Consider the following 24,943-nt stretch of genomic DNA (forward strand, 5'->3'; position numbering starts at 1 on the left):
ATGCGCATCGACGTCTCGCTGCTGCCGGCGCTTGCCGCCTCCTTCATGCTCGCCTTTGCCCGGGTCGGCGCGATGGTGATGCTGTTGCCGGGGCTGGGCGAGACCAATATCCCGACACGGATCAAACTGTCGATCGCGCTGCTGCTCACGCTGATCATCCTGCCGCTGCATCGCAACGCCTATCAGGTCGATATGGGCTCGATCGCGCCGCTGCTGGTCCTGATGCTGCATGAGATCGTGATCGGCATCGTACTGGGGGCGACCGCGCGGGTGACGTTGTCGGCGCTGCAGGTCGCCGGTGCCGTGATCGCACAGCAGATGGGGCTCGGCTTCGTCACCTCGGTCGATCCGACGCAGGGACAGCAGGGCGTGCTGGTCGGCAACTTTCTGACGATACTGGGGGTGACGCTGCTGTTCGCCACCGATAGCCATCATCTGGTCATCGCGGCACTGAACGACAGCTATACTATCTTCGCGCCCGGCGAGACCGTATCGAGCGGCGATGTCGCTGCGCTTGCGACGCGCGCCTTTGCCGCCGCGTTCCGCCTGGGTTTGCAACTTTCCGGCCCGTTCCTGGTGTTCGGCCTCGTCTTCAACATCGGGCTCGGCGTGCTGGCGCGGCTGATGCCGCAGATGCAGGTCTATTTCGTCGGCGTGCCGCTCTCGATTTTCGCCGGCTTCCTGGTGCTCGCCGTGGTGCTCACGGCGATGATGGGCACCTATCTCGACTACTTCATCGGTGTCATGCACCAGATGATGCCACTCAAGTGACCAGGTGATCGATGGCGGAAGACAACGATCCAGAGAGTCAAACAGAAGACCCGACGCAAAAACGTCTCGAAGAGGCGCTGGAACGCGGTGACGTCGCCAAGAGCCAGGAGATCAACACCTGGTTCATGATCGCGGGCGCCACGCTCGTGGTTTCGAGCTTCTCGGGATCAGTCGGCAGCGGGCTGTTGGCGCCGATGCGCAACCTGCTCGCCAATTCCTGGATGATCAAGACCGACGGCAGGGCGCTGCTCGCCCTGATGCAGCAGATCGAAGGCGCGGTGCTCGCGGCGGTGGGCGTTCCGCTGCTGATGCTGGTGCTGGCGGCAATTGCCGGCAACATGCTGCAGCACCGCCTGGTCTGGTCGGCCGAATCCCTCAAGCCCAAGTTCAGCAAGCTGTCGCCTGCCGAAGGCCTCAAGCGCATCTTCGGCAAGCAAGCGGCGGCGAACTTCCTCAAGGGTCTCGGCAAGCTGATCGTGCTCGGCGCGGTCATGACCGTGATCCTGTGGCCGGAGCGGCATCGCATGGAGGCGATGGTCAGGCTCGATCCGGCCGCCCTGCTCGGTGCCTCCACCAGCCTGACCATTCATCTGCTCGGCGCGGTAGTCGCGGCGCTCGCGATCATCGCCATCGGCGACTATTTCTTCCAGTATCGCAGCTGGTTCCAGCGCCAGAAGATGTCGCTCCAGGAGATCAAGGAAGAGTACAAGCAGTCCGAAGGCGATCCGCACATCAAGGGCAAGCTCAGGCAGCTGCGCCAGCAGCGCTCCAAGAAGCGCATGATGGCGGCGGTTCCCAAGGCCTCGGTGATCATCACCAACCCGACCCACTATTCGATCGCGCTGTCCTACGAGCGTGGCATGTCGGCGCCGATCTGCGTCGCCAAGGGCGTCGACAACCTCGCTTTCAAGATCCGGGAGATCGCGCGCGAGCACGACATCCCGATCGTCGAGAACGTTCCGCTCGCCCGCGCGCTCTACGCCACCGTCGAGATCGACGAGGAAATCCCGACCGAGCACTACCATGCGGTCGCCGAAGTCATCGGCTACGTCATGCGTCTGAAGAGCGGATTCGGTGCCAGCCGGCAATAAAACCCCTGAAAAGTACTGGAAATGGCCGTAATCTGGGAATCAGCGTACCTTTCGCCCATGCTGCCCTTGCGCCTGCGGGTCCGATTCAGGCAGGGAGGACCCTGCGCGCCCTGTAGCGCGTTGATTCTCTGCCGACAGGCTGTGCCAGCTTGAGATGACTGCCGAGACCGACCACGACCTCACACGCGAGCCCGTTGCGGCGCACGAGCCGTCGCCGCGCTCGGGCAGCATTGCGCTGGTGCTGCTGGTGGCCGCCGGCCTCGTCGCCGTTGCCGTCGGGTTGATGACGCTCGGGCGCGCGCAGGCCCAGCCCTATATCCTCGGTATCCTCGCCGTGCTGGCGATGGTCGGCCTGTTCAACCTGTTCGCCTTCGCCGCCGGCATCATCCGCTTCGCCGATCGCAATCTCGACGATCCCGTGATGGGGCGCATCGCCGACCACGCCTTCGACGGCCTCGCCGTGACCGACCCGCGCGGCCATGTGGTCTATTCCAATGCGGCCTACCTGACGCTGACCGGCGCCGCCGGTCCGCAGGACGTGCGCCCCGTGGAGCGCGTCTTCATCGGCAACCCCGACGTCTCCGAGGCGGTGTTCCGCCTGTTGAAAGCCGCGCGCGAAGGCAAGCGGCAGCAGGAAGAGGTCCGCATCTCCGGCAATGACGGCAGCCAGGGCCGCTGGCTCCGCATGCGGGTGCGGCCCCTCGGCACCGGCAAGCGCGAGACGAGATACGCGGTGTGGTCGATCGCAGACATCACCCGCGACCGCGAGCGCCAGGAGGACGTGTTCCAGGAACTCCAGCACGCGATCGAATATCTCGATCACGCGCCTTGCGGTTTCTTCTCGGTCAATCCGGCCGGCGAGCTCGCTTATGTCAATGCGACGCTGGCGAACTGGCTCGACTACGACCTCGCCGAGATCGGCTCGGGCGGGCTGAAGCTCACCGACATCGTCTCCGGCGACGGTGCTTCGCTGCTCACCGCGATCGTGGCGGTGCCGGGCGAGGTCAAGACGGAAGTCTTCGACATCGACCTGCGCATGCGTACCGGCAAGACCATGCCGGTTCGGCTCTATCACAAGCTCGCCTTCGGCGCCGACGGTGCGCCGGGCCCGTCGCGCACGCTGGTGATCAGCCGTGCCCGCGACGAGCGCAGCGATCCGGATCGCGCCGCCGAAGTGCGCTTCATGCGCTTCTTCGACCATACCCCGATGGCGATCGCGACGGTAGACCGTGGCGGCAATGTCGTGCGCGCCAATGCGCGATACGCCAAGCTCGGGCAGGCACTGGGGCTCGACAGCGCCAGCAAGTCGATCTTCCGCGCGGTCAATTCGCGCGACCGGCACCTTTTGATCGCGGCCATCAACCAGGCTGCGGAGGGCCAGGCCGACGTCGCGCCGGTCGAAGTGGCGCTCGAAGGAACCAGAGAGCGCTGGGGCCAGTTCTTCGTCACGCCGGTGGATGCGGCCGAGAACGACGCCGAAGTCGCCATTGTGCACATGCTCGAGACCACCGAGCGGCGCGCGCTGGAGAACCAGATCAACCAGTCGCAGAAGATGGAGACCGTCGGCCAGCTCGCGGGCGGCATCGCCCACGACTTCAACAACGTGCTCTCCGCCATCATGATGGCGAACGACTTCCTGCTGAACGCGCACAAGCCGACCGACCCGTCGTTCCAGGACATCATGCAGATCAAGCAGAACGCGACGCGGGCCGCCACGCTGGTGCGGCAGTTGCTGGCGTTCTCGCGCCGGCAGACGCTGCGGCCGCAGGTGCTCGACCTCGGCGATGCGCTCTCCGATCTCGCCATGCTGCTGCGCCGGCTGATCGGCGAGAAGGTCAAGCACGAGACCATCCACGGCCGAGATCTCTGGCCGGTCAAGGTCGACGTTTCCCAGTTCGAGCAGGTCATCGTCAACCTCGCGGTCAACGCGCGCGACGCCATGCCCGACGGCGGCAAGCTGATCATCCGCACCGCAAACGTCACCACCGAGGAAGCGGCCAGGCTGGCCTACAAGGGCATGCCAGCCGCCGACTATGTGCGGATCGAGGTCGCCGACACCGGTACCGGCATTCCCGCCGACATCCGCGACAAGATCTTCGAGCCGTTCTTCTCGACCAAGGAGGTCGGCAAGGGCACCGGCCTCGGGCTCTCCACCGTCTATGGCATCGTCAAGCAGACCGGCGGTTTCATTTACGTGGACTCCGAGCCCGGGCAGGGCACCTCGTTCCACATCTTCCTGCCGCGCCATCATGCCGAGCCGGAGGTGCAGGTCGAGCAGCCGGCGCCGGTCGTTGGCGCCAGCAATGGTGCCGCGAAGGAGGCCGGGTCCGTGGCGGACGCCAAGCCCCGCACCGATCTCACCGGACAGGGCACCATCCTCCTGGTCGAGGACGAGGAGGGTCTGCGCGCGCTCAACGCACGCGGGCTGCGCTCGCGCGGCTACACCGTGGTCGAGGCCGAGAACGGCGTCGAGGCGCTGGAGGTGCTGGAAGAGCAGAGCGGCGGAATCGATCTCGTCGTGTCCGACGTCGTCATGCCGGAGATGGACGGCCCGACATTGCTCAAGGCGATGCGCGAGAAGAACCCCGACATCAAGTTCATCTTCGTTTCCGGCTACGCCGAGGACGCGTTCGAGAAGAGCCTGCCCGAAGGCCAGCAGTTCGACTTCCTGCCCAAGCCGTTCACACTTAGCCAGCTCGTGGCGGCCGTGAAGGAGACGATGGCGAAGGCGGGGTGAGGGCGCGGGCTCCACATTCTCCGTCATTGCGAGGAGCGAAGCGACGAAGCAATCCAGTTGCCTCCGCGGAAACAGCCTGGATTGCTTCGCTTCGCTCGCAATGACGGAAAAAAGCTGAACTGCTGTCGCCAAACCGACCGGTAGCCGGCGACCGCGGCTCCTTTGCACACCCGGCCAAGCCGCCGCCAAATATGGGCTTTTGCCACATCCCCGCGACTGAGGGCCGCAGCCATAAGTTCCGATAGTGGCTTCCTTTTTACGGAAGGCTGCCCATCTTAGGGGCACATCCCCATGCCGGGGATCTGGGAAACCAACATGAATTTCTCGCAACGCTCCCGCAGTCTCTTCAAGACGATTGCCGTCGTGCTGGCGCTTGCGCTGCCGACTGCGCTGGCGATCTCGTCCGCCGACGCGCGCGTCGGTGGCGGTATGTCGTCGGGTTCGCGCGGTTCGCGCACCTATTCGGCCCCGCCATCGACCACGACCGCGCCGGGCTCGACCTCGCAGTTCAATCGGACCTACACCCAGCCGGGCGCAGGCATGAATTCGGCTGCCGCCGCACCCGCGCGTGGCGGTCTGTTCGGCCGGGCCGGCGGCTTCATGGGCGGCCTTGCGGCCGGGTTCCTCGGCGCGGGCCTGCTCGGCATGCTGTTCGGCGGTGGCCTGTTCGGCGGCCTCGGTGGCCTGTCGTCGATCATCGGCCTGATCATCCAGATCGTCCTCGTGGTGCTCGTGGTTCGGCTGGCGATGTCCTGGTGGCAGCGCCGCCACACCCCGCAGGCGGCCTATGCCAATGCTGACGCCGGTGCCGGTCCGGGACCGCAGGCGAACAATCGTAGTGGTCTTGGCGGTGGCTTCGGCTTCGGCGCCAACAACGCACCGCTCGAGATCAAGCCGGACGACTATGAAGCGTTCGAGCGCCTGCTCAGCGACGTCCAGTCGGCCTGGTCCAACGAGGACGTGGCCAAGCTGCACACGCTCGCGACGCCGGAAATGGTCTCCTATTTCGAGCAGGACCTCGGCCAGAACCGCGCGCGCAATGTCGTCAACAAGGTCAGCGGTGTGAAGCTGTTGCAGGGCGACCTCGCGGAATCCTGGCGCGAAGGCGAGACCGATTACGCGACGGTGGCGCTGCGCTTCGCGCTCACCGACAAGACGCTTGACCGCAATACCGGCGCGATTGTCGCCGGCAGCGAGCAGCCGGGCGAGGCCACCGAAGTCTGGACCTTTGCCCGACGTCCGGGCGGCACCTGGGAACTGTCGGCGATCCAGCAGACCAACTGATCGCCCGTATAGCGACAAACGAGGGCGTCGTGCTTCGGCACGGCGCCCTTTTTGTTTGAGCGGTGCGTTTCCGGTCAGGCGGCCATTTGGGCGAAGCACTTAATTGCTTGTTGGCCGCGCAGAGCTGCCGCAATTTCGCGCCTGCCGGTTGGATGAGGAGATATTCCGTGAGCCAGTGTGTCGCGCGCTCCAGGACAAACTACGAAGGCATTGCCAGGAGTTCGTCCCTGCTGCTGGAGGCGATCGGAACGGCGTATGACCGGATCGAGGCCGAGCGCGACCGCAATTGCTGGATCTATCTTCGCCCGCGGCAGGAGGCACTCGAAGAATGCCATAAGCTGGTGGCGCGCGCGCGGACGGGCGAAAATCTTCCGCTGCTCGGCATTCCATTTGGTGTGAAGGACAACATCGACGTCGCGGGAATGCCGACCACTGCCGCATGTCCGGCGTTCAGCTATACGCCCTGGCATTCCGCGCATAGCGTCGAACGCCTCACCGCAGCCGGCGCAATTTGCCTCGGAAAGACCAATCTCGATCAGTTCGCCACAGGCCTGTCCGGCGTGCGCTCGCCCCATGGCCCCTGCGCGTCGGTTGCCGATGCGCGCTATGTTGCGGGCGGTTCCAGTTCCGGCTCCGCGGTCGCCGTGGCGGCGGGGCACGTCGCCTTTGCGCTCGGCACCGATACCGGCGGCTCGGGGCGCATACCTGCCGGGTTCAACAACATCGTCGGAATCAAGCCCACCGTTGGGCTGGTGTCATCACGTGGCCTGGTGCCGAATTGTCCGACGATCGATTGCGTGTCGGTATTCTGCAATACCGTCAGCGACGGAGAAGCAATCCTCGACATCATCGAAGGGTTTGATTTCGAAGATCCGTACAGCCGCCTGCCCAGAACCTTTTTCCCCGCCAACGGGGCGGCGGCATCATTCCGGTTCGGCCGCGTTGCGCCAGCAGATCTCGAATGCTTCGGCATGTCGGAATGCGGCGAACTCTACGAGAGTGCCTGCGAACGTCTTGCTCATATCGGAGGAACGGCGATCGAGGTGGACTTCGCCCCATTCCGCCAGGCCGGGGAGTTGATGTTCAGCGGTCCCTGGGTCGCGGAGCGGCACTCGGCCATCGCTTCGCTCATCGACGTCGAATCCGGCGCCTTGCTTGATGTCACGAGGACCGTGCTGGGCTCAGCCGCCGGGTATTCGGCGATCGACACGTTTGGCGCCATTCACCGGCTGCACCGGCTTCGCCGCGACGCCGAAGCAATCTTTGCCGGCATCGATGCCCTGGTGGTTCCGACTGCACCGCGGCCGTTCACACTGGAGGAGATGCATCGTGATCCGATCACCCTCAACAATCGTCTGGGCTACTACTCGTACTTTGCCAATCTGCTCGATCTCTGCGGCGTCGCCGTTCCGAATACGAAATTGCCGAACGGCATGCCCATGGGCGTGACCCTGCTGGCGCCGGCCTGGCACGATCGCGCGCTGATCGGACTCGCACGGCGGTTCGAGGCCGGCGCAGACGGATCGGCATTCGAATTGAAGTCTGCCGGCTAACGGGCGGACATTATCCCATCGCCTGCCCGAGTGTAGAAACATCCAGGATCGAAATCACGGATCTTTCGTATCTGATCACGCCTTCGTCCTGGAGCCGCGCGAGTTGCACGGTCACCCATTGGCGGGTGGATCCGATCAGATTGGCAAGGTCGCCGTGCGTAAACGGCATGCCGACGACGATCTCGCCGTCGCGTTTCACGCCGTAGACGTGCGACAGGAAGATCAGCAGGCTGTGCAGCCGCTCGGTGACCGAGCGCGTCCCAAGCATCTGGGCCATTGCCGAATAGCATCGCGCCTTGAATGCGAGGGCATCCAGCAAGGCGACGGCGATTGCCGGCGATTCGAGCGCAAGCCGCCGCAATGCCAGTCCGGGCATGAACGTCAACCGGCTGCGCTCGGCCGCAACCGATGTCCACATGTGCGGGCCCGTCCCGAATATGTCGGGCCCGCCGACGAAGTTGCCGGGAAACCAATAGGCGAGCGTGACTTCGCGCCCCGACGGTGCCGCATAGTAGCTGCGTATGCGCCCCTCGCTGATCAGGTAGATTCCGGCCTGTGCGTCGCCCTGAGACCAAACCAGTTGGCCGGCTTCCAGGATCTTTTCGCGTCCGATCGCACGCAAGCGATTGCAATCAGCCCGGTTGAGACCATCCAGCAGGCCGGGCAGCGGTCTGACGAGATCGTCCGACTCCGCGAGCATCACACCTGCCGCTATCGCGCTGTTCGCCCTGTGCATGGCCGGCTCCGCATGTGAGACCCGGCATCGGCTATTCAAGAACCATGCCAGCCCGCTGCGTTCGCCTCAGACGCGCGGGCTCCGCGTCAGTCCGCGTCCGACTGATTGAACGCCCGCAACCCTTCTGCGCGGATGACGTCGAGACAATCCTTCTTGAGCGAAAGATATGCTGGCTCGACCATGACAGAACTCGACCGTGGGCGCGGCAGCTTGACCGCGACTTCGCGCAGGATGCGGCCGGGTCCCGCGCTCATGATGAGAACGCGGTCGGCCAGCACGATGGCTTCATCGATGTCATGCGTCACGAACACGATCGTCGCCTTGATCCGGTCGCGCAGCGCCAGCAGATTGTCCTGCATCACCGCGCGGGTCTGCGCGTCGAGCGCCCCGAAGGGCTCGTCCATCAGCAGCACACGGGGCTGATTGGCCAGCGCTCGCGCGATCGCCACGCGCTGTTGCATGCCGCCGGACAGCGTGTTCGGATAAGCGTCGGCGAAACGCTTGAGGCCGACCATCGCGATCAGATCGTCGGCGATGGCATACGCTTCCGTCGTGGACTTGCCGAGCATCCTGGGACCGTGGGCGATGTTGCTGCGGACGGACTTCCAGGGGAAGAGATGCGGCTGCTGGAACACCATGCCGACATCGGGACGCGGACTGTAGACGGGCGCGCCCTCGACCAGGATCTCGCCTTCGAACGGCACTTCCAGCCCGGCGATCGTATTGAGCACCGTCGACTTGCCGCAGCCGGAGGGACCGGCGATGCAGACGAACTCGCCAGGCGCCACGTCAAACGAAACGCGATCGACCGCGATGATTTGCCCGCGCTTGGTGTCGAAAACGATGCTCAGGTTCGAGACTTGAATGGCCGGTTGTTTTCGCGCCGATTCGACGGAGGCAGGCGAACTTGCCAGTGCCAGTTTCATGCCCGATCGAGATCCCGACATCAGCGCCACCAGACGATACGTTCGGCAAGAGCCGCAAACAGCCGGTCGGCGATGAACGACATCAACCCGAGCGCTGCGAGCCCGCCCATGACCTGGCCCGTTTGCAAATTCTGCTGCGCAATCTCGATCCTGTACACAATGCCGGCGAAAGCGCCGGCCAGTTCAGCCGCGACGAGCGTGTAGAAGGAGATGCTGACGGCGGTGCGCAACCCGACGACAATGTAGGGAAGCGCGCCCAGCAGCACGATCTCCTGCAGCATCTGCCGTCGGGGCGTGCCGAGCATCAATGCCGCCCGGATCAGGCCACGGTCGACCTTCTGCACGCCGATGTGAGTCGAAAGCCATACCGTGAAGAATACGCCCCATACGACGAGGAACAATTTTCCCGCCTCCGACAGGCCGAACCAGAGGATGACGATCGGCACGAACGCAATCGGCGGAATTGGCCGCAAGATATGGAATAGCGGGGACAGCAAGCTCGAGATAACGGGGAATTGGCCGGTGAGAACACCGAGCAGGATGCCGAGCGTGCCGCCTATGATGAATCCCGTGGTGACGCGAAAGAGGCTGGCCAACAGATCGCTAAAGAACTGTCCGCTTCGTATCCACTCAAGCACGGCCGCAGCAACCACCGTCGGCGGTGGAAACAGCACCATGTTGACGGTCCCGGAACGGGAGACCAGTTCCCAGAGCCCAACGAACAAGGGAAGCGAAAGCGCCCCGACCAGAATATTGAGGCGGCGAAGCCGAACTGAATTCGGCCGAGCGCGACCGCCAGTGCGGATGGCAATATCGCGTCCTGCTGAAATGGCTTCCTGCATGGCCGCGCGGGTGCCTATTTCCACGACAGGGTGACGCGTGCGGGATCGACCTTTTTCAGTGGCTCGGTGACGACGACCTTGCTGAAGTCGGGCATCGCCGCTCCCGGAGGATGGTTGCCGCTCTCGAGGCGCCATGCGGAATGGGTCTTCAGAATCTCGATCAGCCGGTCGTCGAGACGCACCCGGTAAACATAGTCGGCCCAGATGGGGGCGAGTTCGTCCCGCTTCATTCCAACTGCGTCCGCGACTGTCGTGATTGCTTCATCCGGCTGTGCCTTCATCCAGATCTCGGCATCGATCAGTGCGGCGATGAATTTCTCGACCAGCACCGGGTTGGCGTCCAGGTAGGGCTTCATGACGACGATATTGAACGTCTCGGAGTAGGTGCCCTTTGTATCTACCTCAGTGACGGCTTCGCCCAGGGCTTTCTTCGCGTTGGCGACGTGGGGCTCCCAGGTGTCGATCGCGTCGATGCTTCCGGCTGCAAGTGCCGGCAGCATCTCCTGCGGCCGCAGATTGACGAGGGTGACATCCTTGGGCGTCAATCCCGCCGACTTCAGCAAGGTCGCCGTGTAAACCTCGCTACCGGTGCCGGCAGTGAAGGCGATTCGCTTGCCGCGAAGATCTGCCTTGGTCTTGACGCCGGCCTTGGCCGCGACGAGCGTCTTGAGATCGGAGTATTCCATCCCGGCGACGAAGGCGATGGGCTGGTTTGCCATCGTCGATGCGGTGACCGGCGCCTCCGCCGTGGTCGCGATGTCGGCACCGCCCCCGATCACGGTGTCCAGGCACTGCTTGCCGGACGTGAAGTTCGAAACCGTGATGTCAAGTCCGTGCTTTTCGAAGATTCCCTTCGACTTGGCGACGATCGCAAGGCCGGAGATCGGTGCGAGATTTTGCGCCAGCCGGGCTTTGAGCAGTTCCGCGGCCAAGGCGCAGTTCGGACCCAGGGCAAGACCGACGGCAAGGCAGCAAAGGGTGGCGCGGCCGGCAATTGTCGTGATTGGGCGGATTGTGGTCCGGTGCATGAACGATCTCCCCTTGCGCCGCGCGCTACGCAGCCCCGATGTGATCGCGGATACCGCCCTGAACGGTCCCGCCACAGTCCCCCGCGTCCTCCCCTGGACGATCACTTGAGGATCGGCCCATTTGGTATGCTCGCCCGGCACCATTGTCCCGGGAAGCAATTAATCGACATGGCAGTCGGGAAGCGGCTGGGAATCGTCGGCGATCCCGTCGACCAACTGATCGCAGACGACATGAAAAAACCAGGGCATCGTGCTTCTTGCACGGGGCCTTTTTCTTTTGGGCGTCTCGCATCGCGGCATCGGAATAAGCGGGCCTGCGTCGGGTTGAAATCTGGCGGCCAACGACAACACAAATGGAGGACAGGATGATCCGCATTGAGAGAACCATGACGATTTCAGGCCTCGCGCTCGCTGCGGCCTTGCTTGCGGCGCCATCGGCGCAGGCGCAGTCGGCCAACATGACGTTCTTCGTGACTTCCAACGGTCCTGGCAAAGGCGCCGATCTCGGCGGTCTGGAGGGGGCCGATGCGCAGTGCCAGAAGCTGGCCCAGGCCGGCGGCGCCGGCAGTAAGACCTGGCGCGCCTATCTCTCCACGCAGGCCGCCGACGGCAAGCCGGCCGTCAACGCGCGCGACCGCATCGGCAAGGGACCGTGGCAGAACGCCAAGGGCGTGGAAATCGCCAAGGACGTGGCCGATTTGCACAGCGCCAACAAGATCAGCAAGGAGACAGCGCTGACCGAGAAGGGCGAGATTGTAAACGGCTATGGCGACCAGCCTAACCGGCACGACATTCTCACGGGATCGCAGTCCGACGGCACCGCGTTTGCGGGTCCCGACGACCGCACCTGCAAAAACTGGACGTCGAGTACGCAAGGCGCGGCGATGCTCGGCCACTCCGACATCAACGGCCCTGCGACCAACCCGACGGTCAAATCCTGGAACACCGCACACCCCTCGCGCGGACCCGATGGCGGCTGCTCGCAGGCCGATCTGAAGAGCACCGGCGGCGGCGGCTTGCTCTATTGCTTCGCATCGAATTGAGGCTTCCGTCATTGCGAGGAGCGCAGCGACGAAGCAATCCAGAGTCCCTCCAGGGTGACAGTCTGGATTGCTTCGCTGCGCTCGCAATGACGGAGCGTGTGGTGCCGCCCTTCAGCCCCATCCTGACGGAACCTTGTCGCGCGTGATAGATTGGTCCTGTCGCTTCCACGCTCACGGACCCTCCATGAAATACGAGCTCTATTATTGGCCCGAGATCCAGGGCCGCGGTGAATATGTGCGGCTGGCGCTGGAGGAGGCGGGCGCGGCATACGTCGACGTGGCGCGTGGCCCACGCGGCACAGCCGCGATGATGAAGATGATGGACGCGCACAGGGGCACGCCGCCCTTTGCGCCGCCGTTCCTCAAAGCCGGCAAGCTCGTCATCGGCCAGACCGCGAACATCCTGCTCTATCTCGGCGCCCGCCACGCCCTCGCCCCGAAGTCGGAGGCGGGTCAACTCTGGGTGCATCAGCTCCAGCTGACGATCACCGATTTCGTGGTCGAGATTCACGACACCCATCACCCGCTCGGGCCCTCGCTCTACTACGAAGATCAGAAACCGCCGGCAAAGAAGCGCACCGCCGACTTCTGGGGCGAGCGCGTGCCGAAATATCTCGGCTATTTCGAAGAGCTTCTCGCGGACAATGGCGGCGCCTATGTCACCGGCCGCAAGCTGACCTATGTCGATCTCTCGCTGTTCCAGCTCGTCGCGGGACTACGCTATGCGTTTCCGAAGCGGATGAAGGCGTTCGAGACGGATATCCCAGGCCTCGTCGGCCTGCACGACCGCGTGTCGGCGCGCCCGAACATCAAGGCTTATCTCGAAAGCGAGCGCCGTATTCCCTTCAACGAGCAGGGCATCTTCCGCCGCTACCGCGAGTTGGATGGCTAGAGCGCCTGCGAACGCTTCGGGCGACGTCAGTCGATCGGAGGAAACGCTTTTCCGCAAATTGCAGACTGATGCGTGCGCTCACCACACGCCAGGCAGCAGGCGATAGCGCACGCGCGTCACATAGTCGGCATAGCCCGGCAGGCCCTCGCGCAGCGTACGCTCCTCGATGCGAATGCGGCCCGCAAACAAGACGAGGAATAGCGGCACCATCATAAGTCCCCACCATGAGCCCAGAAGCAACGGCACGCCGGCGAAGAACAGGATCATGCTGCTGTACATGGGATGACGTACATGGGCATAAGGCCCCGTCGAGATCACGCGCTGCGCGCGCTCGGCTTGCAGCTTCACCACGGGCGCCGCGAACGAGTTCTCGCGGAAAACGCAGAGGATGAACAGCGTCGAAAGCAGGAACAGGGCGAGGCCGAGCATCTGCAGCGCCCTCGGCATGTCGGAGGACAGCGTACGCCGGTCGAGCCCCATCGCCGCCAGCCAGACCAGCATCGCGACGACGAAGACGGTCATGAACACCTTGTCGGCAGCGGGCTGGTCTTTTTGCAGGACCGGCCGCAGGCGTTCGGCGAGCAGTGCGGGGTCGACCTGGTAAAGCCACCAGCCGCCGAGCGGGCCGAGCAGGGCGGAGGTCGCGAGGAACACCCAGGCCGAAGGCCAATGCAGGGTCCCGGCGGACGCGAACAGCAGCGCGCCCATGGCGGCGGTGGTGATCGTGCTCTGCAACAGGAGTCTTGCGATCATGCGCAGGTCTCAGGGTAGCCGCGCATGATATTGGTGCAGCTATCCGGCGAAGATGCGGCCGGACACGCGAAAAGCCCGATCGACCGGATCGGGCATTTCATCTTCGACGCGGCTGATCAGGCGAGCTGATCGATCCGCGTGCCCTGACCCGGCGGCAGCGGCGCGGGCGGCGGCGGCTTATAGGTCGGGTCGTTGTCCTTGGTCTTGATCTGATCGTCCTGCTGCTTGGTCGTGTCGTAGCTCGGCACCACGATCGCGATCGGCGGCGGCGAAACGGTAGAAACGCTCATCCACAAATCCTCACACATGGAAACAATTGACCCTGCGCCGCGAGGAGCGAAATTTCATTCAAGCCAATCGTTAAAATGCGAGGGATCCGGTGCGGTGGAGGAGGCCGCTTTCGTGTCGCCACAAGCGCTGTTTCCGCGAGAGGACAGACCTCTCCTCGTCATTGCGAGCGCAGCGAAGCAATCCAGTCTGTCTCCGCGGAGGGATTCTGGATTGCTTCGCTACGCTCGCAATGACGGTCCGTAGTGGGCGGTGTGCTGTCAGGCGCACACCGCGCGGGGACCGCCTATTCGTCCTTGCCGCGCGTGATCGCGATGGACGCATCCGTCTTGGTGCGGGCGCATTCCATGTTGAGACGCCGGTAACGCATGCTGATCTTGTCGCCGCGCAAGAGCCCCATCCGCTTCAGGCAGCGTGTCGCGCCCGTCGTCGTATCGTCCTTGGTCACGGTGAAGACGATCGCCGCCATCGACCCCACCAGCGCAAAGAACTCAGGCTTGGGCTTGCGATCGCCCTTTGCATAGAGCTCGATCGAATATTTGTCGCCACGGCAGGCCACGGACAATTCCTTGGCCGCCGGATGAGTCAGGTAGACGACGTTGGCGGCGCGGAAATTCACCTTGAGGCGATCGACCTGGTTCGCCAGCTCCTTGGCGCTGTCATCGCAGCGGTCCGCGCGGGCGGGCGAGGCGATGGTCACAAGGCCGGTGATGGCGGCGGCGACCAGGATCGCGCCGCGGACGTGCAAGTTCAATGTCATGATGAAAAGCCCCTTAGCGGGCGCATTCAACCGTCGTCGGGCGCGTAGCGCAAGGGGTGCACCCAGGGTCTTCACCGGCATCATGAGAGCTTGGTGTCCGCCGACAGCCGCCGAAAATAGGTCGCCGTGTCGCCGAATCGGGATGCCCCGACCGCACCAGAGCGCCTTCCCTTTGCAGCAAAAAAGCTTAGAACGCTTCTATGAAAGGGGCCCATGCGAGGGCTCCAAAACCCCGAGATTCCCGCCATGAACGCTCCTACCGCCTTTCCCGATCCCGCAAAGCCCGTTCCGCCCTACAAGCACACGCCGCTGTTTCCGCTGGGCAAGGACGAGACGCCCTACAAGAAGGTCTCGTCCGAGGGCGTCAGGGTCGAGAAGGTTTTGGGGAAGGACATGCTGGTGGTGTCCCGCGACGCGCTGCGGGCCCTGTCGGAAGCGGCCTTTGGCGACATCAACCACTATCTGCGACCGGGTCATCTGAAGCAGCTCCGCGCGATCCTGGAGGATGGCGAGGCGAGCCCGAACGACAAGTTCGTCGCGCTGGACTTCCTCAAGAACGCCAACATCGCTGCAGGCGGCGTGCTGCCGATGTGCCAGGACACCGGCACCGCGATCATCATGGGCAAGAAGGGTTGCAACGTCATCACCGATGGTGACGACGAGGCGGCACTGTCGGAAGGCGCGCGCGATGCTTACCTGCGCCGCAATCTGCGCTACTCGCAGGTCGCGCCGTTGTCGATGTACGAGGAGAAGAACACCGCCAACAACATGCCGGCGCAGTGCGAGATCTACGCCGAAGGCGATGACGCCTACAAGTTTATGTTCATGGCGAAGGGCGGTGGCTCCGCCAACAAGAGCTTCCTGTTCCAGGCGACGCCCTCGGTGCTGACCAAGGACCGGCTGCTCGCCTTCCTGAAGGAGAAGGTGTTGACGCTGGGCACCGCGGCGTGCCCGCCCTATCACCTCGCGATCGTCATCGGCGGCACCTCGGCCGAGCTCTGCATGAAGACGGTGAAGCTGGCGTCGGCTCGCTATCTCGACGCGCTGCCGACCCACGGCTCGCCCGACGGCAACGCGTTTCGCGATCTCGAGATGGAGCAGGAAATTCTGAAGATGACGCAGTCGCTCGGCGTCGGCGCGCAGTTCGGTGGAAAATATTTCTGCCACGACGTCCGCGTGATCCGCATGCCGCGTCATGGCGCCTCGCTCCCGATCGGGCTCGGCGTGTCCTGCTCGGCCGATCGCCAGGTGCTCGGCAAGATCACCAGGGAGGGCGTCTATCTCGAGGAGCTCGAGCACAACCCGGCGCAGTATCTGCCTGAGGTCGAGCAGTCGCTCGGCGGCGAGGTCGTCAAGATCGACCTCAACCAGCCGATGAAGGATATCCTTGCCACGTTCTCGAAGTACCCGACCAAGACGCGGGTATCGATGACCGGCACCATGATTGTCGCGCGCGATTCCGCGCATGCCAAGCTGCGCGAGCGGCTCGACGAGGGCGAGCCGCTGCCGGACTATTTCAAGAACCATCCGGTCTATTACGCCGGCCCCGCCAAGACGCCCGAGGGCTATGCCTCCGGTGCGTTCGGCCCGACCACTGCGGGCCGTATGGATTCTTTTGTCGATCAGTTCCAGGCCGCCGGCGGCTCGATGGTGATGGTCGCCAAGGGCAACCGCGCGCCGGCCGTGCGTGAGGCCTGCAAGAAGTATGGCGGCTTCTATCTCGGCTCGATCGGCGGTGCCGCGGCGAACCTTGCCGAGCACTGCATCAAGAAGGTCGAGGTGCTCGAATATCCCGAGCTCGGCATGGAAGCGATTTGGCGCATCGAGGTCGTCGACTTCCCGGCGTTCATCATCATCGACGACAAGGGGAACGACTTCTTCAAGGAGTTGAATCTGGGCTGAGGCCGCGTTCCCCGGACGCTGCGCAGCATGAAATGATGCGCTGCTGATCCGGGGTCCCCGTGGCGGGCATGGGTCCCGGCTCTGCGATGCACCGCTTCGCGCTGCGTCGCGTCCGGGACACGAGACTTACTCGCTCAACTACAATTTGTGACCTGGTTGGAGCACAGCCCGCGCCACCAGCCGCGGATGCCGTCCTGGCTCTCGACCAAGCCCCAGAGGCCACTGCAGGCAAAGATGCGCTTCGGGCCGCCATCGGTGTCGATCGCGCCGCCGAGTTCGCGCTGGGCGGGCATCCATTTCGCATCAACGAAGGGCGCCTGGAACAGACCGCCCATGCGTGTCGCGCCATTGGCGTAGGACGCGCCGACCTTGTTGGAGGCGACCCAGCCGCGTCCGGCATAGGGCTTTGGCGCGCTGCGCGGATATTTCTTGTCGTCCTCGTAGTCCTTGCCCGGCGGCTTGGCGCCTTCGATCAGAAACCAGCCGTTCTTGAAGCCGATGATGCGGAATTCGGTGAGCCAGCCGCCATCGGGCGTGTTCTCGCTGCCGCCGAGCTTGAGCCGGTAGGGCGGCGGAAGCGTGCCGAGCACACGCGCCTTGATCGATGGTTCGGCACGCACGTTGAGGCCATCAGGATCCTTGTCGACGGACCAGGCGCCGAAATCGCAGGGCTCGGTACCGTCGGGAAGCGTCGAGCGCTTCGCGGCGAGATCGGCATGCAGCTTTGGGAAGTCGGTGTCGTCGGTGTCAGGATCGGGCCCGCTACGCGGTTTCAATGCGACCGAGACTGCGCGCGTCGCATCCGGCGTCAGCGCGACCACGAGAGCCTGGCGCGTGGCGAACACGCTTGCAGGTGACTTCGGATCGTTCGACGAGATCGGATAGACGGCGAGGTAGCCCGTCGACCCTTCGGTTCGATAGGCCGTGCCGGCGACATAGCCTGCCGGTAGCATGGCGAGCGCGCTTGCCCGCCACGCCGGTTCGGCGTCGTCCGCGCTAGCCGCTTGTGTCGCGACACACAGGATCGTCGCCGCGATGAGACCGAGCGCGCGCACCGTTGCCGCGCGGCTTAGGCGCGCGTGCCGGTGAACGGGAAGCTGCCCATCGGGCCGATGCCCATCTCACCGCTCATGCTGTCGCCGGAGACGGTTCCGATGAATTCGAGCGTCAAGGGCATCGGATTGGTGATCGAGACCTTCCAGTTGACGGCATCGCCGCTGACGGTGCCATCGAAAATCTCGGCTGTATCGCCTTCCGCGCCCTGCGTCCCCGTGAGCGTGCCGCCGGCAGCCGTCAGGCTCAGCGTCGCCTTGCGCTCGCCCATGGGGGTCGTCAGGGTCAGAGTCCAGTTGCCGTCGACGGCCATTCGCGTCTCCCAAGATCCCGGCGGACCGCGACGATCCGCGGGCCAGTCCCGGCCGAGCGTATAGCGCAACTCGCCGCTCGCGCCTAACGCTCCGTTGGAGGCATTTAGGCGCGGGCGGCGGCGCGTCGTCGGCTGGTGACGATGAGGCGAAGCACGACGTATTGCACGGCGAAGGCGAGGATCTTGGCGCCGCCCGCGACCACCGTGATGTAGAACGCCCACAGCTTCAGATCGCCTGTGGAGGCGACGGCGATCATGCCGGCGCCGATTACGAACATCAGCGCGGCCCAGGCATAACCTGCAGCCGTCACATATTCCGGAACGGTCTCGACGACGATCGGCGGCATGTAGCGCAGCATCCAGCCCCGCTTGAGCATGATGGCGCCGATCGCGAAATGCGCGATCGAGGGCTTTGCGAGCATGAAGCGGGGATCGTTGGTCAGCAGCGTGACCGTGCCGAGCACGACGACGAGCGCGACGCTCGCATAGGTCATGTAATTGAGCTGCTGCCCCTTGACGCGCGCGTAGATCACCTGCGCGATCGCTCCGGCAATCGCCACCGACGTTGCCAGGACGACGTTGTCGGTGATGATGTAGATGACCAGGAAGACGATGGCAGAGAAGAGGTCGGAGGCGAGGCGGGCGAATACGTCCTTCATCGTCGATCCTGTTCAGCGGGAGTTGGACATTGGGCTGGCCGGCGCACCGTACTTGATCTGCCGATATTCGGGATACCATTTTGTGAAATAGATCGCGCTGTTGCGGGCGGCGAAGGCGACCGCAAGGCTCGACCAGAGCGGCAGGCCGGGGACATAGAGCAGCACGAGATTGGCGGCCGCCATCAGCAGCGCAGCCGCGGTCCAAGCGCCCGTGATGACGTAATTGGCATAGAGAAAGCCGGGCATTGCCGCGATCTCGGCCGGCACGGATTCGACCGCGTATTGCAGCGTGAAGGGACGCCGCACCAGCATCGAGCCGAGCGAGATGACGAAGATGCCGATGTCGACCGACAGCTTGACACCGAGCGTGCCAAGCGCCGGGTCGAACAGCGCGAGGTGGAGGCCGATTGCGGCGAATAGCAGCGCCGAGCCCATAGCCAGGATCTTCACCGAGCGACCGCGCACGACATCGATCGCCACGGTGGCCAGACAGGTTGCCGAGGCTACGAATACGCTGATCGTGGCAGACGTCATCAGCATCAGGAAAGTGAAGGCGCCGTAGGGCGCGAGGATCAGGAAAATCGCCATGGTTCGCCTCGGTCAGGCCTTATCTTTACGATGTAAAGATCAATATGTCAGGAGCGAGGCGGGGTCAAGTAGAATCTTTACAGTGTCAAAATGACGTAAGCGACTTCCAAAAATCGAATTGCTGCAACGGCTTGGTCGGCCATCTCATCGATGAAGCCGGCCCAGGACAGGTGCGGCAGCACAGGTAACGCACAGGCGATCGAGAGGACGAAGGCGAGCAAGATACCACCGTTGAAGATGGTTTGGCCGCTCCGCCGCGGCCGGATCATCGGGAGCGTGATCCCGGCGCAGATCAGGAACAGGATCAGGACAGCGAGGCGGTCCGCGGTGATCGAGGGCATATGCATGAGAGACCTTTTGGTGACATCAGCGATGTCGAGAGGAGAGCTACCGCGCGCCGACCCAACTGCCGTGAAAACCGTCGGGCACGCGATGGCCGAGCTGCACCAGCGCGACGGGGCCGGCCTCGACATCCTTGGCATTGAACACGGCGAGGTCGCTGCGGTTTTCCCGCGCGCGCCAGACCACCGCCAGCAGCCAGCCGTCGCCTTCCGCCGCATCTTTCGACCGCTCGACGAAGACCGGCTCTGAGATGGTGTCGCCGGCCGGCAGCAGATAATGGCCGAGGCGCGTTCCATTGCCATCGACATGGACGACGCCGGACAGCGCGCCGAACATCGGCAGCTTCGGATTGGCGCAGGCGTACCAGCCGTGACGGCTCTTCAATCCGGCGCGGCGGTCGTCGATGCGCGGGAATTCGCCGGTGAGATCGTCGAGATAGGTCTGCTGGAAGCGGTCGGTCTTCCCGGCAAGATTGAAGGTCCAGCGGCAGTGGCGAGCGAAGGATTTCTCGGGATTGGTGGGCGTGCCGTCGGGATGCGTAAATAGTGGTGCTTCCTCGAACTGCATGACGTCCGCGATGATGCGGTCACCGTCCTCCCAAGCATTCATGACGTGGAAGACGTAGCAGGCTTCAGCACGAAACCAGACGATGTCCTTCGCGCTGCCCTTGCGCTTGATCACGCCGACATAGGCGCCCTTGTCCGGCTCCCAGGCATAGGGCGGCCGCCCGCTGATCGCGCGCTCCATGCTGCCGGTGATGGGCAGGATCGGAAACAGCACGTGGTTCTCGGTGACGATGAAGTCGTGCACCATGCTGGCATAGGGCGCCTCGAAACGTTCGAAGCGCGTCGCCTTGCCGGACGCGTCGATCGAGCCGTAGGAGAGGGCAGGCGTCAGCGGACCCGCGGCGTTGTAGCCGAAGAACACCAGCTCGCCGGTGACGGGATCGATCTTCGGGTGCGCGGTGAAGCTGCCGGCGACACGGCCGTGATAATTGTGATAGCCGCGGGTTGCGAGCGTGCCCGGATCGATCTCAGTCGGCAGATGGGCTTCTTCCAGCGCAAGCAGCTTGCCGGCATGGAAGATGATGTTGGTGTTGGCGACGCCGCCGTCGGTGAGATCTTGCGGCGCATCCGGCAGCTTGCGGCCGAAGCCCCCGAACAACGCGCGGCCGGCATCGTGCTCGGCCAGCCATTTCGGCGTACGGACCCAGCGATTGCGATGGCTGGCGCGGCCGTTCTCGAGGTGAAAGGTGTGCAGCATGCCGTCGCCGACGAACCAGTGCGCGCCGGGCGAGTCGAACTGCGGATTGGGGCCGTTGCGATAGAGCGTGCCGTTCAGTTCGCGCGGCAATTCACCGATGATTTTCAGGAAGGGCGCGTCGGCCTCGAACGGAATCGGACCGAGGTTGTGGCGGCGTTCGGCAACGGCGTCCTGCTGCACGGCGTATCCCTTCCTTATCTTTACATCGTAAAGATCAAATAGCCGTACGAGGGGTTCTGGTCAAGTGAAATCTTTACACTGTCAATATTGCATCCTATAGCTGGCCCATGGGCAAGAGTGAGATCAGGACAGAAACCGCGCGCGGTGCGCGTACTTCAAAGAAGGCGAGCGCGCCGGCGCGTCCCGCGCGACGACCGGCGAGCGTCAAGTCCGAGGCGCCCTATCACCACGGCGCGCTGCGCGAGGCGCTGCTCCAGGCCGCCGAACGGGTGCTGGAGCGTGACGGGCTCGCCGGCCTGACATTGCGCGCGGTGGCGCGCGAGGCGGGCGTCTCGCACGCCGCGCCCACCCATCATTTCGGCGACCTCACCGGGCTTCTCAGTGAGCTCGCGGCCGTCGGCTTCCGCCAGTTCAATGCGGCGATGGCGTCGTCCTCTGACACCGCCACCACCCCGCTTGAGCACGCGCTGGCGCGGCCGAAAGCCTATGTTGCCTATGCCCAGGCTCATCCCGGCATGTACGGCATCATGTTCCGCACCGAGCGCCTCGACTATTCCAGGCCGTCGCTGCACGAGGCCGCCGAGGCGTCCTTTGCGGGACTCGCCAATGCCGTCGGCATGATGCGGCAGGAGCAGATCCGCGGCGACGCGCTGACGCTCAATCAGGGCGCTGCGATCGCGCGCGCCTGGTCGATGGTGCACGGTTTTACGATGCTGCTGCTCGATGGACGGCTGGAGGATATTCTGGGGCGTCTGCCCGAGGGCACGACTCCCGAACGCCTGCTCGAGGCCATGCTGATGTCGCCCGTGACGGGGAAGCCGCCGGGCCCCTGATCGATTGCCGGCGAGCGCCTAGCGCATCGTCGCGAGCTCGACCGCGCGGCCGCGTGCGCCTATGATCTTCACCTCGTCCTTGCCGCAGGTAAAGCTGCGGGCGAACTCGTCCGCGGCCTTGCGCGCGAGCTCATTGGCGTTCGGGTTGGCGATCGCGTCGACATAGGCGACGTGGCAGACGGGGCCGGGTGGCAGCCGGGTCACGATGAGCATGGCCTTGGTGTTCGGCCGCCCCTGCTTGTCGGGATCGGTGCCATCGGCGATGTGCCAGCGCTGGATCATCGCAAACGGCTTGGCCCCAGCGGTGCGCCATTCGACGGTGGTTTCGGACGAGCTGAACGGAGCGAACCAGACTTTAGCCGCCGGTTCCTCGGCCGCGGCCTCGCGATTGCGGCCGACGGAGACGATTTCGCGAAGATCGTCTTCGGCGATCAGGACCACGAGGCCATCCTTGCCCTTGCAGACCCGCGTGGTGCTGCCGTCGAGCTCGCTGGGCTTTCCGATCTGGCGGCAATCCTTCGGGGCCGTCGAGGTATATTGGCTGCCCACGGATCGGGCGTCGGCTCGGTCGAGACCACTGCACATCAGCAACATGGCCAAGAGCAATAAGGCCAAGCCTGCGGTGGTGATGCGGAACATGACGACGCCTGTGATCGAGTGGGAACTCCGTACCATCAGACGTCTTGATTGTGGGCAAGGTTCAAACGGGGTCAACAGACACCTGACAGCGGCGCGGAATCGTTCTAGAAGAGCGGCTTCGCTTGGGCTCTTTCAGCCTCGTTCGCGTCCTCGTTTTTCGTGATCATGCCAGCCACCTCGTCCAGCAAACCTTATCGCGTCGGCCGCTCGAAAACCGGGCTCGGACTCTTCGCCACCAAGCCGATCAAGAAGGGCACCCGGATCATCCGTTATTACGGACCGATCCTGGACTCCCGGATTCCCGAGCACGACGACATCGAGAACAAATACCTGTTCGAGCTCAACGGTCGCTGGACCATTGACGGCTCCGTGCGCAAGAACCTCGCGCGCTACATCAACCATTCGTGCAGGCCCAACGCCGAATCCGACGTGCGGCCGCGCGAGCGCAAGGTTTTCATCCGCGCCATCAAGAACATCGAGCCGGGCGACGAGATCAATTACGACTACGGCACCGATTATTTCAAAGCCTACCTGAAGCCGATCGGCTGCAAGTGCGAATCTTGCGAGAAGAAGCGCAAGAAGCTGCGCGCCGAGGCGCGGGCCGAACGCGCCAAGGTGAAGGCGCGCGCGGAGCGCAAAGCCGAGAAGGCGAGCGTGAAGTCCGCCAAAAAGAAGAAGCTTAATGGTCATGCCGTCGGCAAGGCGAAGGGCCGCGCGCGGGCCTAGCCTGAGTTCGAGCTTCTGGCATAACTGTCATGCCCCGCGAAAGCGGGGCATTCAGTACGCCGCAGCTCCGTATGCGACGACTACCTCTGGAATACTGGGTCGCCCGGTCAAGCCGGGCAACGACAGCGAGTGATGTGGCCTCAGGCAGCCAGCACACTCCCGCTCCTGCGCAATCCCACATATTGCAGTTCGGCAAACACGCCGGTCGCGATCGCCTGCGCCACGACCATGAGCTCGCCGGCAAGGTTCGGCGACACCGCGCCCGAGAGCAGCAGCGCAATGCTGCCGACGGTCCAGGCCGCGTTGCCGACCACGACCAGCAGCACGAGCGGCTTTGCCACGGAGGCGCGTGAGGCGAGCCAGCCGACCAGCGCCGTGTAGGCGATCAGGAACAGGCCGGTCTCGCGCAGCAGCGCTTCGGGTAGGTTGAACAGCGAGGCGAACGCGCTGGCGCCGAACGTGAAACCGAGAGCGGCCACGCCGCTGAAGATCGCGTCGGCAAGAAGCGCGCGGCGAAGGAAGGTGGATGCGTCGATCATCGTGGGTCTCCATGGTTGGGGTGGGCTCGAGGTGAAACTCAGTGCAATCCACGCCACCAGGCGCGGAGCAGGCGGGCGAGGCGGAACGGGCAGAGGCTCCTGCCGACGCTGTGCTCGAAGGCCGTGACCTGCGCGACGACGTAGTCGCCGGTCGAATGCACCAGCGGCTCCGGCATGTTGAGGCTGCGCGCCAGCATCCGGGTTGCGAGCGCCATGGCCCAGGGAACTAGCTGGTCTGTGACGGTCCGGTAGAGCAGCAATGCGATCATGGTCGTCTCCTGTTGCGACCCAAGATGCGCCGGCCCGAGCCCCAATTCGATTACCTCCGACGTAATGGAAGGGCCGAAATCTGCGTGCTAGGTTTTCGACCATGAACGCACATGCATCCACGGCACAGGCCGAACGCAGCCAGCCGGTCCATATCGGCGACCATTTGCGCGAATGGCGGCAGCGCCGCCGCATGAGCCAGCTCGATCTCGCCGGTGAGGCCGAAATCTCGGCGCGGCATTTGAGCTTCGTCGAGACCGGTCGCGCCGCGCCCTCGCGCGACATGGTGCTCAGACTCGCCGAACGTCTCGACGTGCCACTGCGCGAACGCAACGTGCTGCTGGTCGCCGCCGGCTATGCCCCGGCCTTTCCGCAACGCACGCTGGAGGATCCCGCCTTGAAATCAGCCCGCCAGGCGATCGACCTCGTCCTCAGGGCGCATGAGCCGAATCCGGCGCTGGCCTATGACCGGCACTGGAATCTGGTCTCCGCCAACCGCATGCTGGCGCCGCTGCTCGCCGGCATCCCGCAGCGGCTGCTCGGTCAGCCCTTCAACGTGCTGAGGCTTGCCTTCCATCCCGAGGCGCTGGCGCCGCGCACGGTCAATCTCGCGGAATGGTGCGGACATCTCCTGGAGCGGCTGCACCGGCAATGCGAGGCCACCGCCGATCCCGAGCTGATCAAGCTGTATAACGACTTGAAGGGTTATCCGATCCCGGCGCGCGCGGCGCCGCTGTCGAGCGACAATGTCGCGATCCCCTTCAAGCTGCGCCACGAGGGGGAGATACTAAGTTTCTTCTCCACCACCATGGTATTCGGTACGCCCGTCGACATCACGCTGTCGGAGCTGGCTCTGGAAACCTTCTTCCCGGCCGACGAGCGCACTGCCGAGCGGCTGAAGCAGATGGCGGCTGGCTTGCAGTAGTGCCGTTTAC

General features: G+C 64.2%; 27 protein-coding genes. 11 read left to right on the forward strand and 16 right to left on the reverse strand.

Going from position 1 to position 24,943, the window contains the following annotated elements; translation table 11 throughout:
• From fliR to atzF, 5 genes are all read left to right on the forward strand, one after another.
• Window positions 1–771 (forward strand): flagellar biosynthetic protein FliR, encoded by a 771-nt coding sequence (fliR, locus tag IVB36_RS17845; protein ID WP_007602155.1) that lies wholly within the window; start codon window positions 1–3, stop codon window positions 769–771.
• An 11-nt stretch (window positions 772–782) separates the two neighbouring features.
• A complete protein-coding gene (gene flhB / locus IVB36_RS17850; protein ID WP_247392647.1) occupies window positions 783–1,862 on the forward strand; it encodes a flagellar biosynthesis protein FlhB in 1,080 nt (359 codons plus the stop codon).
• Window positions 1,863–2,016: 154 nt separating this feature from the next.
• A complete protein-coding gene (locus IVB36_RS17855; RefSeq protein WP_247368189.1) occupies window positions 2,017–4,599 on the forward strand; it encodes a PAS domain-containing protein in 2,583 nt (860 codons plus the stop codon).
• A gap of 291 nt (window positions 4,600–4,890) precedes the next feature.
• Entirely contained in the window at window positions 4,891–5,883 is a 993-nt protein-coding gene (locus IVB36_RS17860) for a Tim44-like domain-containing protein (protein WP_085349406.1), read from the forward strand.
• A gap of 167 nt (window positions 5,884–6,050) precedes the next feature.
• The gene (gene atzF, locus IVB36_RS17865) at window positions 6,051–7,436 is read left to right on the forward strand and encodes an allophanate hydrolase (RefSeq protein ID WP_247392650.1); all 1,386 of its coding nucleotides are present in this window, start codon (window positions 6,051–6,053) and stop codon (window positions 7,434–7,436) included.
• 10 nt (window positions 7,437–7,446) lie between these two features.
• Here atzF and IVB36_RS17870 read toward each other — a convergent pair whose 3' ends face one another.
• The 4 genes from IVB36_RS17870 to IVB36_RS17885 all read right to left on the reverse strand — a co-directional run bounded on the left by IVB36_RS17870 (window position 7,447) and on the right by IVB36_RS17885 (window position 10,968).
• On the reverse strand, window positions 7,447–8,172 hold the full coding sequence (locus tag IVB36_RS17870) for a Crp/Fnr family transcriptional regulator (protein WP_247297215.1): 726 nt from the start codon (window positions 8,170–8,172) through the stop codon (window positions 7,447–7,449).
• A gap of 86 nt (window positions 8,173–8,258) precedes the next feature.
• Window positions 8,259–9,098: an ABC transporter ATP-binding protein gene (locus IVB36_RS17875; RefSeq protein ID WP_247368184.1), complete on the reverse strand. Its 840-nt coding sequence runs from the start codon at window positions 9,096–9,098 to the stop codon at window positions 8,259–8,261.
• Between the two features lie 20 nt (window positions 9,099–9,118).
• The gene (locus IVB36_RS17880) at window positions 9,119–9,940 is read right to left on the reverse strand and encodes an ABC transporter permease (RefSeq protein WP_247392652.1); all 822 of its coding nucleotides are present in this window, start codon (window positions 9,938–9,940) and stop codon (window positions 9,119–9,121) included.
• A gap of 14 nt (window positions 9,941–9,954) precedes the next feature.
• Window positions 9,955–10,968 carry an NrtA/SsuA/CpmA family ABC transporter substrate-binding protein gene (locus IVB36_RS17885; RefSeq protein WP_247361830.1) on the reverse strand — a complete coding sequence of 338 codons (1,014 nt, stop codon included), beginning with the start codon at window positions 10,966–10,968 and terminating at the stop codon, window positions 9,955–9,957.
• Between the two features lie 365 nt (window positions 10,969–11,333).
• Between IVB36_RS17885 and IVB36_RS17890 the strand changes: the two genes are divergently transcribed.
• The gene (locus IVB36_RS17890) at window positions 11,334–12,011 is read left to right on the forward strand and encodes a lectin (protein ID WP_247297222.1); all 678 of its coding nucleotides are present in this window, start codon (window positions 11,334–11,336) and stop codon (window positions 12,009–12,011) included.
• Between the two features lie 184 nt (window positions 12,012–12,195).
• Window positions 12,196–12,903 (forward strand): glutathione S-transferase, encoded by a 708-nt coding sequence (locus IVB36_RS17895; RefSeq protein WP_247297224.1) that lies wholly within the window; start codon window positions 12,196–12,198, stop codon window positions 12,901–12,903.
• A 78-nt stretch (window positions 12,904–12,981) separates the two neighbouring features.
• Here IVB36_RS17895 and IVB36_RS17900 read toward each other — a convergent pair whose 3' ends face one another.
• From IVB36_RS17900 to IVB36_RS17910, 3 genes are all read right to left on the reverse strand, one after another.
• Window positions 12,982–13,656, reverse strand: coding sequence for an isoprenylcysteine carboxylmethyltransferase family protein (locus IVB36_RS17900; protein ID WP_247297225.1), 675 nt, complete (start codon window positions 13,654–13,656; stop codon window positions 12,982–12,984).
• Between the two features lie 116 nt (window positions 13,657–13,772).
• Window positions 13,773–13,946 carry a hypothetical protein gene (locus IVB36_RS17905; RefSeq protein ID WP_007612258.1) on the reverse strand — a complete coding sequence of 58 codons (174 nt, stop codon included), beginning with the start codon at window positions 13,944–13,946 and terminating at the stop codon, window positions 13,773–13,775.
• Between the two features lie 284 nt (window positions 13,947–14,230).
• On the reverse strand, window positions 14,231–14,704 hold the full coding sequence (locus IVB36_RS17910; protein ID WP_026233168.1) for a hypothetical protein: 474 nt from the start codon (window positions 14,702–14,704) through the stop codon (window positions 14,231–14,233).
• Window positions 14,705–14,950: 246 nt separating this feature from the next.
• On the opposite strand from IVB36_RS17910, the gene IVB36_RS17915 reads away from it, so the two are divergent.
• Window positions 14,951–16,606 (forward strand): fumarate hydratase, encoded by a 1,656-nt coding sequence (locus IVB36_RS17915; RefSeq protein WP_247361835.1) that lies wholly within the window; start codon window positions 14,951–14,953, stop codon window positions 16,604–16,606.
• Between the two features lie 134 nt (window positions 16,607–16,740).
• On the opposite strand, the gene IVB36_RS17920 is transcribed toward IVB36_RS17915, so the two are convergent.
• The 6 genes from IVB36_RS17920 to IVB36_RS17945 all read right to left on the reverse strand — a co-directional run bounded on the left by IVB36_RS17920 (window position 16,741) and on the right by IVB36_RS17945 (window position 21,004).
• Window positions 16,741–17,661: an SH3 domain-containing protein gene (locus IVB36_RS17920; RefSeq protein ID WP_018456403.1), complete on the reverse strand. Its 921-nt coding sequence runs from the start codon at window positions 17,659–17,661 to the stop codon at window positions 16,741–16,743.
• A 14-nt stretch (window positions 17,662–17,675) separates the two neighbouring features.
• The gene (locus tag IVB36_RS17925; RefSeq protein ID WP_007602176.1) at window positions 17,676–17,972 is read right to left on the reverse strand and encodes a hypothetical protein; all 297 of its coding nucleotides are present in this window, start codon (window positions 17,970–17,972) and stop codon (window positions 17,676–17,678) included.
• A 104-nt stretch (window positions 17,973–18,076) separates the two neighbouring features.
• Window positions 18,077–18,631 (reverse strand): septation protein IspZ, encoded by a 555-nt coding sequence (locus IVB36_RS17930; RefSeq protein ID WP_085349396.1) that lies wholly within the window; start codon window positions 18,629–18,631, stop codon window positions 18,077–18,079.
• Window positions 18,632–18,643: 12 nt separating this feature from the next.
• The gene (locus IVB36_RS17935) at window positions 18,644–19,219 is read right to left on the reverse strand and encodes a hypothetical protein (protein ID WP_018456401.1); all 576 of its coding nucleotides are present in this window, start codon (window positions 19,217–19,219) and stop codon (window positions 18,644–18,646) included.
• A 77-nt stretch (window positions 19,220–19,296) separates the two neighbouring features.
• Window positions 19,297–19,566: a hypothetical protein gene (locus tag IVB36_RS17940; protein ID WP_026233167.1), complete on the reverse strand. Its 270-nt coding sequence runs from the start codon at window positions 19,564–19,566 to the stop codon at window positions 19,297–19,299.
• A 40-nt stretch (window positions 19,567–19,606) separates the two neighbouring features.
• Complete coding sequence (locus tag IVB36_RS17945; protein ID WP_247392655.1) at window positions 19,607–21,004, reverse strand: carotenoid oxygenase family protein; 1,398 nt, start codon at window positions 21,002–21,004, stop codon at window positions 19,607–19,609.
• Window positions 21,005–21,111: 107 nt separating this feature from the next.
• On the opposite strand from IVB36_RS17945, the gene IVB36_RS17950 reads away from it, so the two are divergent.
• Window positions 21,112–21,837, forward strand: a complete 726-nt coding sequence (locus tag IVB36_RS17950) for a TetR/AcrR family transcriptional regulator (RefSeq protein WP_018456399.1) — start codon at window positions 21,112–21,114, stop codon at window positions 21,835–21,837.
• 18 nt (window positions 21,838–21,855) lie between these two features.
• Here the strand turns inward: IVB36_RS17950 and IVB36_RS17955 are convergent, their stop codons facing one another.
• A complete protein-coding gene (locus IVB36_RS17955; protein ID WP_018456398.1) occupies window positions 21,856–22,476 on the reverse strand; it encodes a hypothetical protein in 621 nt (206 codons plus the stop codon).
• A 165-nt stretch (window positions 22,477–22,641) separates the two neighbouring features.
• Between IVB36_RS17955 and IVB36_RS17960 the strand changes: the two genes are divergently transcribed.
• A complete protein-coding gene (locus tag IVB36_RS17960) occupies window positions 22,642–23,202 on the forward strand; it encodes an SET domain-containing protein (protein WP_018456397.1) in 561 nt (186 codons plus the stop codon).
• A 140-nt stretch (window positions 23,203–23,342) separates the two neighbouring features.
• Here IVB36_RS17960 and IVB36_RS17965 read toward each other — a convergent pair whose 3' ends face one another.
• Together IVB36_RS17965 and IVB36_RS17970 are read right to left on the reverse strand one after the other, a co-directional pair.
• The gene (locus tag IVB36_RS17965) at window positions 23,343–23,741 is read right to left on the reverse strand and encodes a hypothetical protein (RefSeq protein ID WP_018456396.1); all 399 of its coding nucleotides are present in this window, start codon (window positions 23,739–23,741) and stop codon (window positions 23,343–23,345) included.
• A gap of 38 nt (window positions 23,742–23,779) precedes the next feature.
• Window positions 23,780–24,010, reverse strand: coding sequence for a hypothetical protein (locus tag IVB36_RS17970; protein WP_026233166.1), 231 nt, complete (start codon window positions 24,008–24,010; stop codon window positions 23,780–23,782).
• 101 nt (window positions 24,011–24,111) lie between these two features.
• Here IVB36_RS17970 and IVB36_RS17975 point away from each other — a divergent pair, with 101 nt between their 5' ends.
• Window positions 24,112–24,933: a helix-turn-helix transcriptional regulator gene (locus IVB36_RS17975; RefSeq protein WP_018456394.1), complete on the forward strand. Its 822-nt coding sequence runs from the start codon at window positions 24,112–24,114 to the stop codon at window positions 24,931–24,933.
• Window positions 24,934–24,943: the final 10 nt, after the last annotated feature.

Origin of the sequence: Bradyrhizobium sp. 35, assembly GCF_023073215.1 — a bacterium.
In the GTDB taxonomy this organism is placed as follows: Bacteria; Pseudomonadota; Alphaproteobacteria; order Rhizobiales; family Xanthobacteraceae; genus Bradyrhizobium; species Bradyrhizobium canariense_D.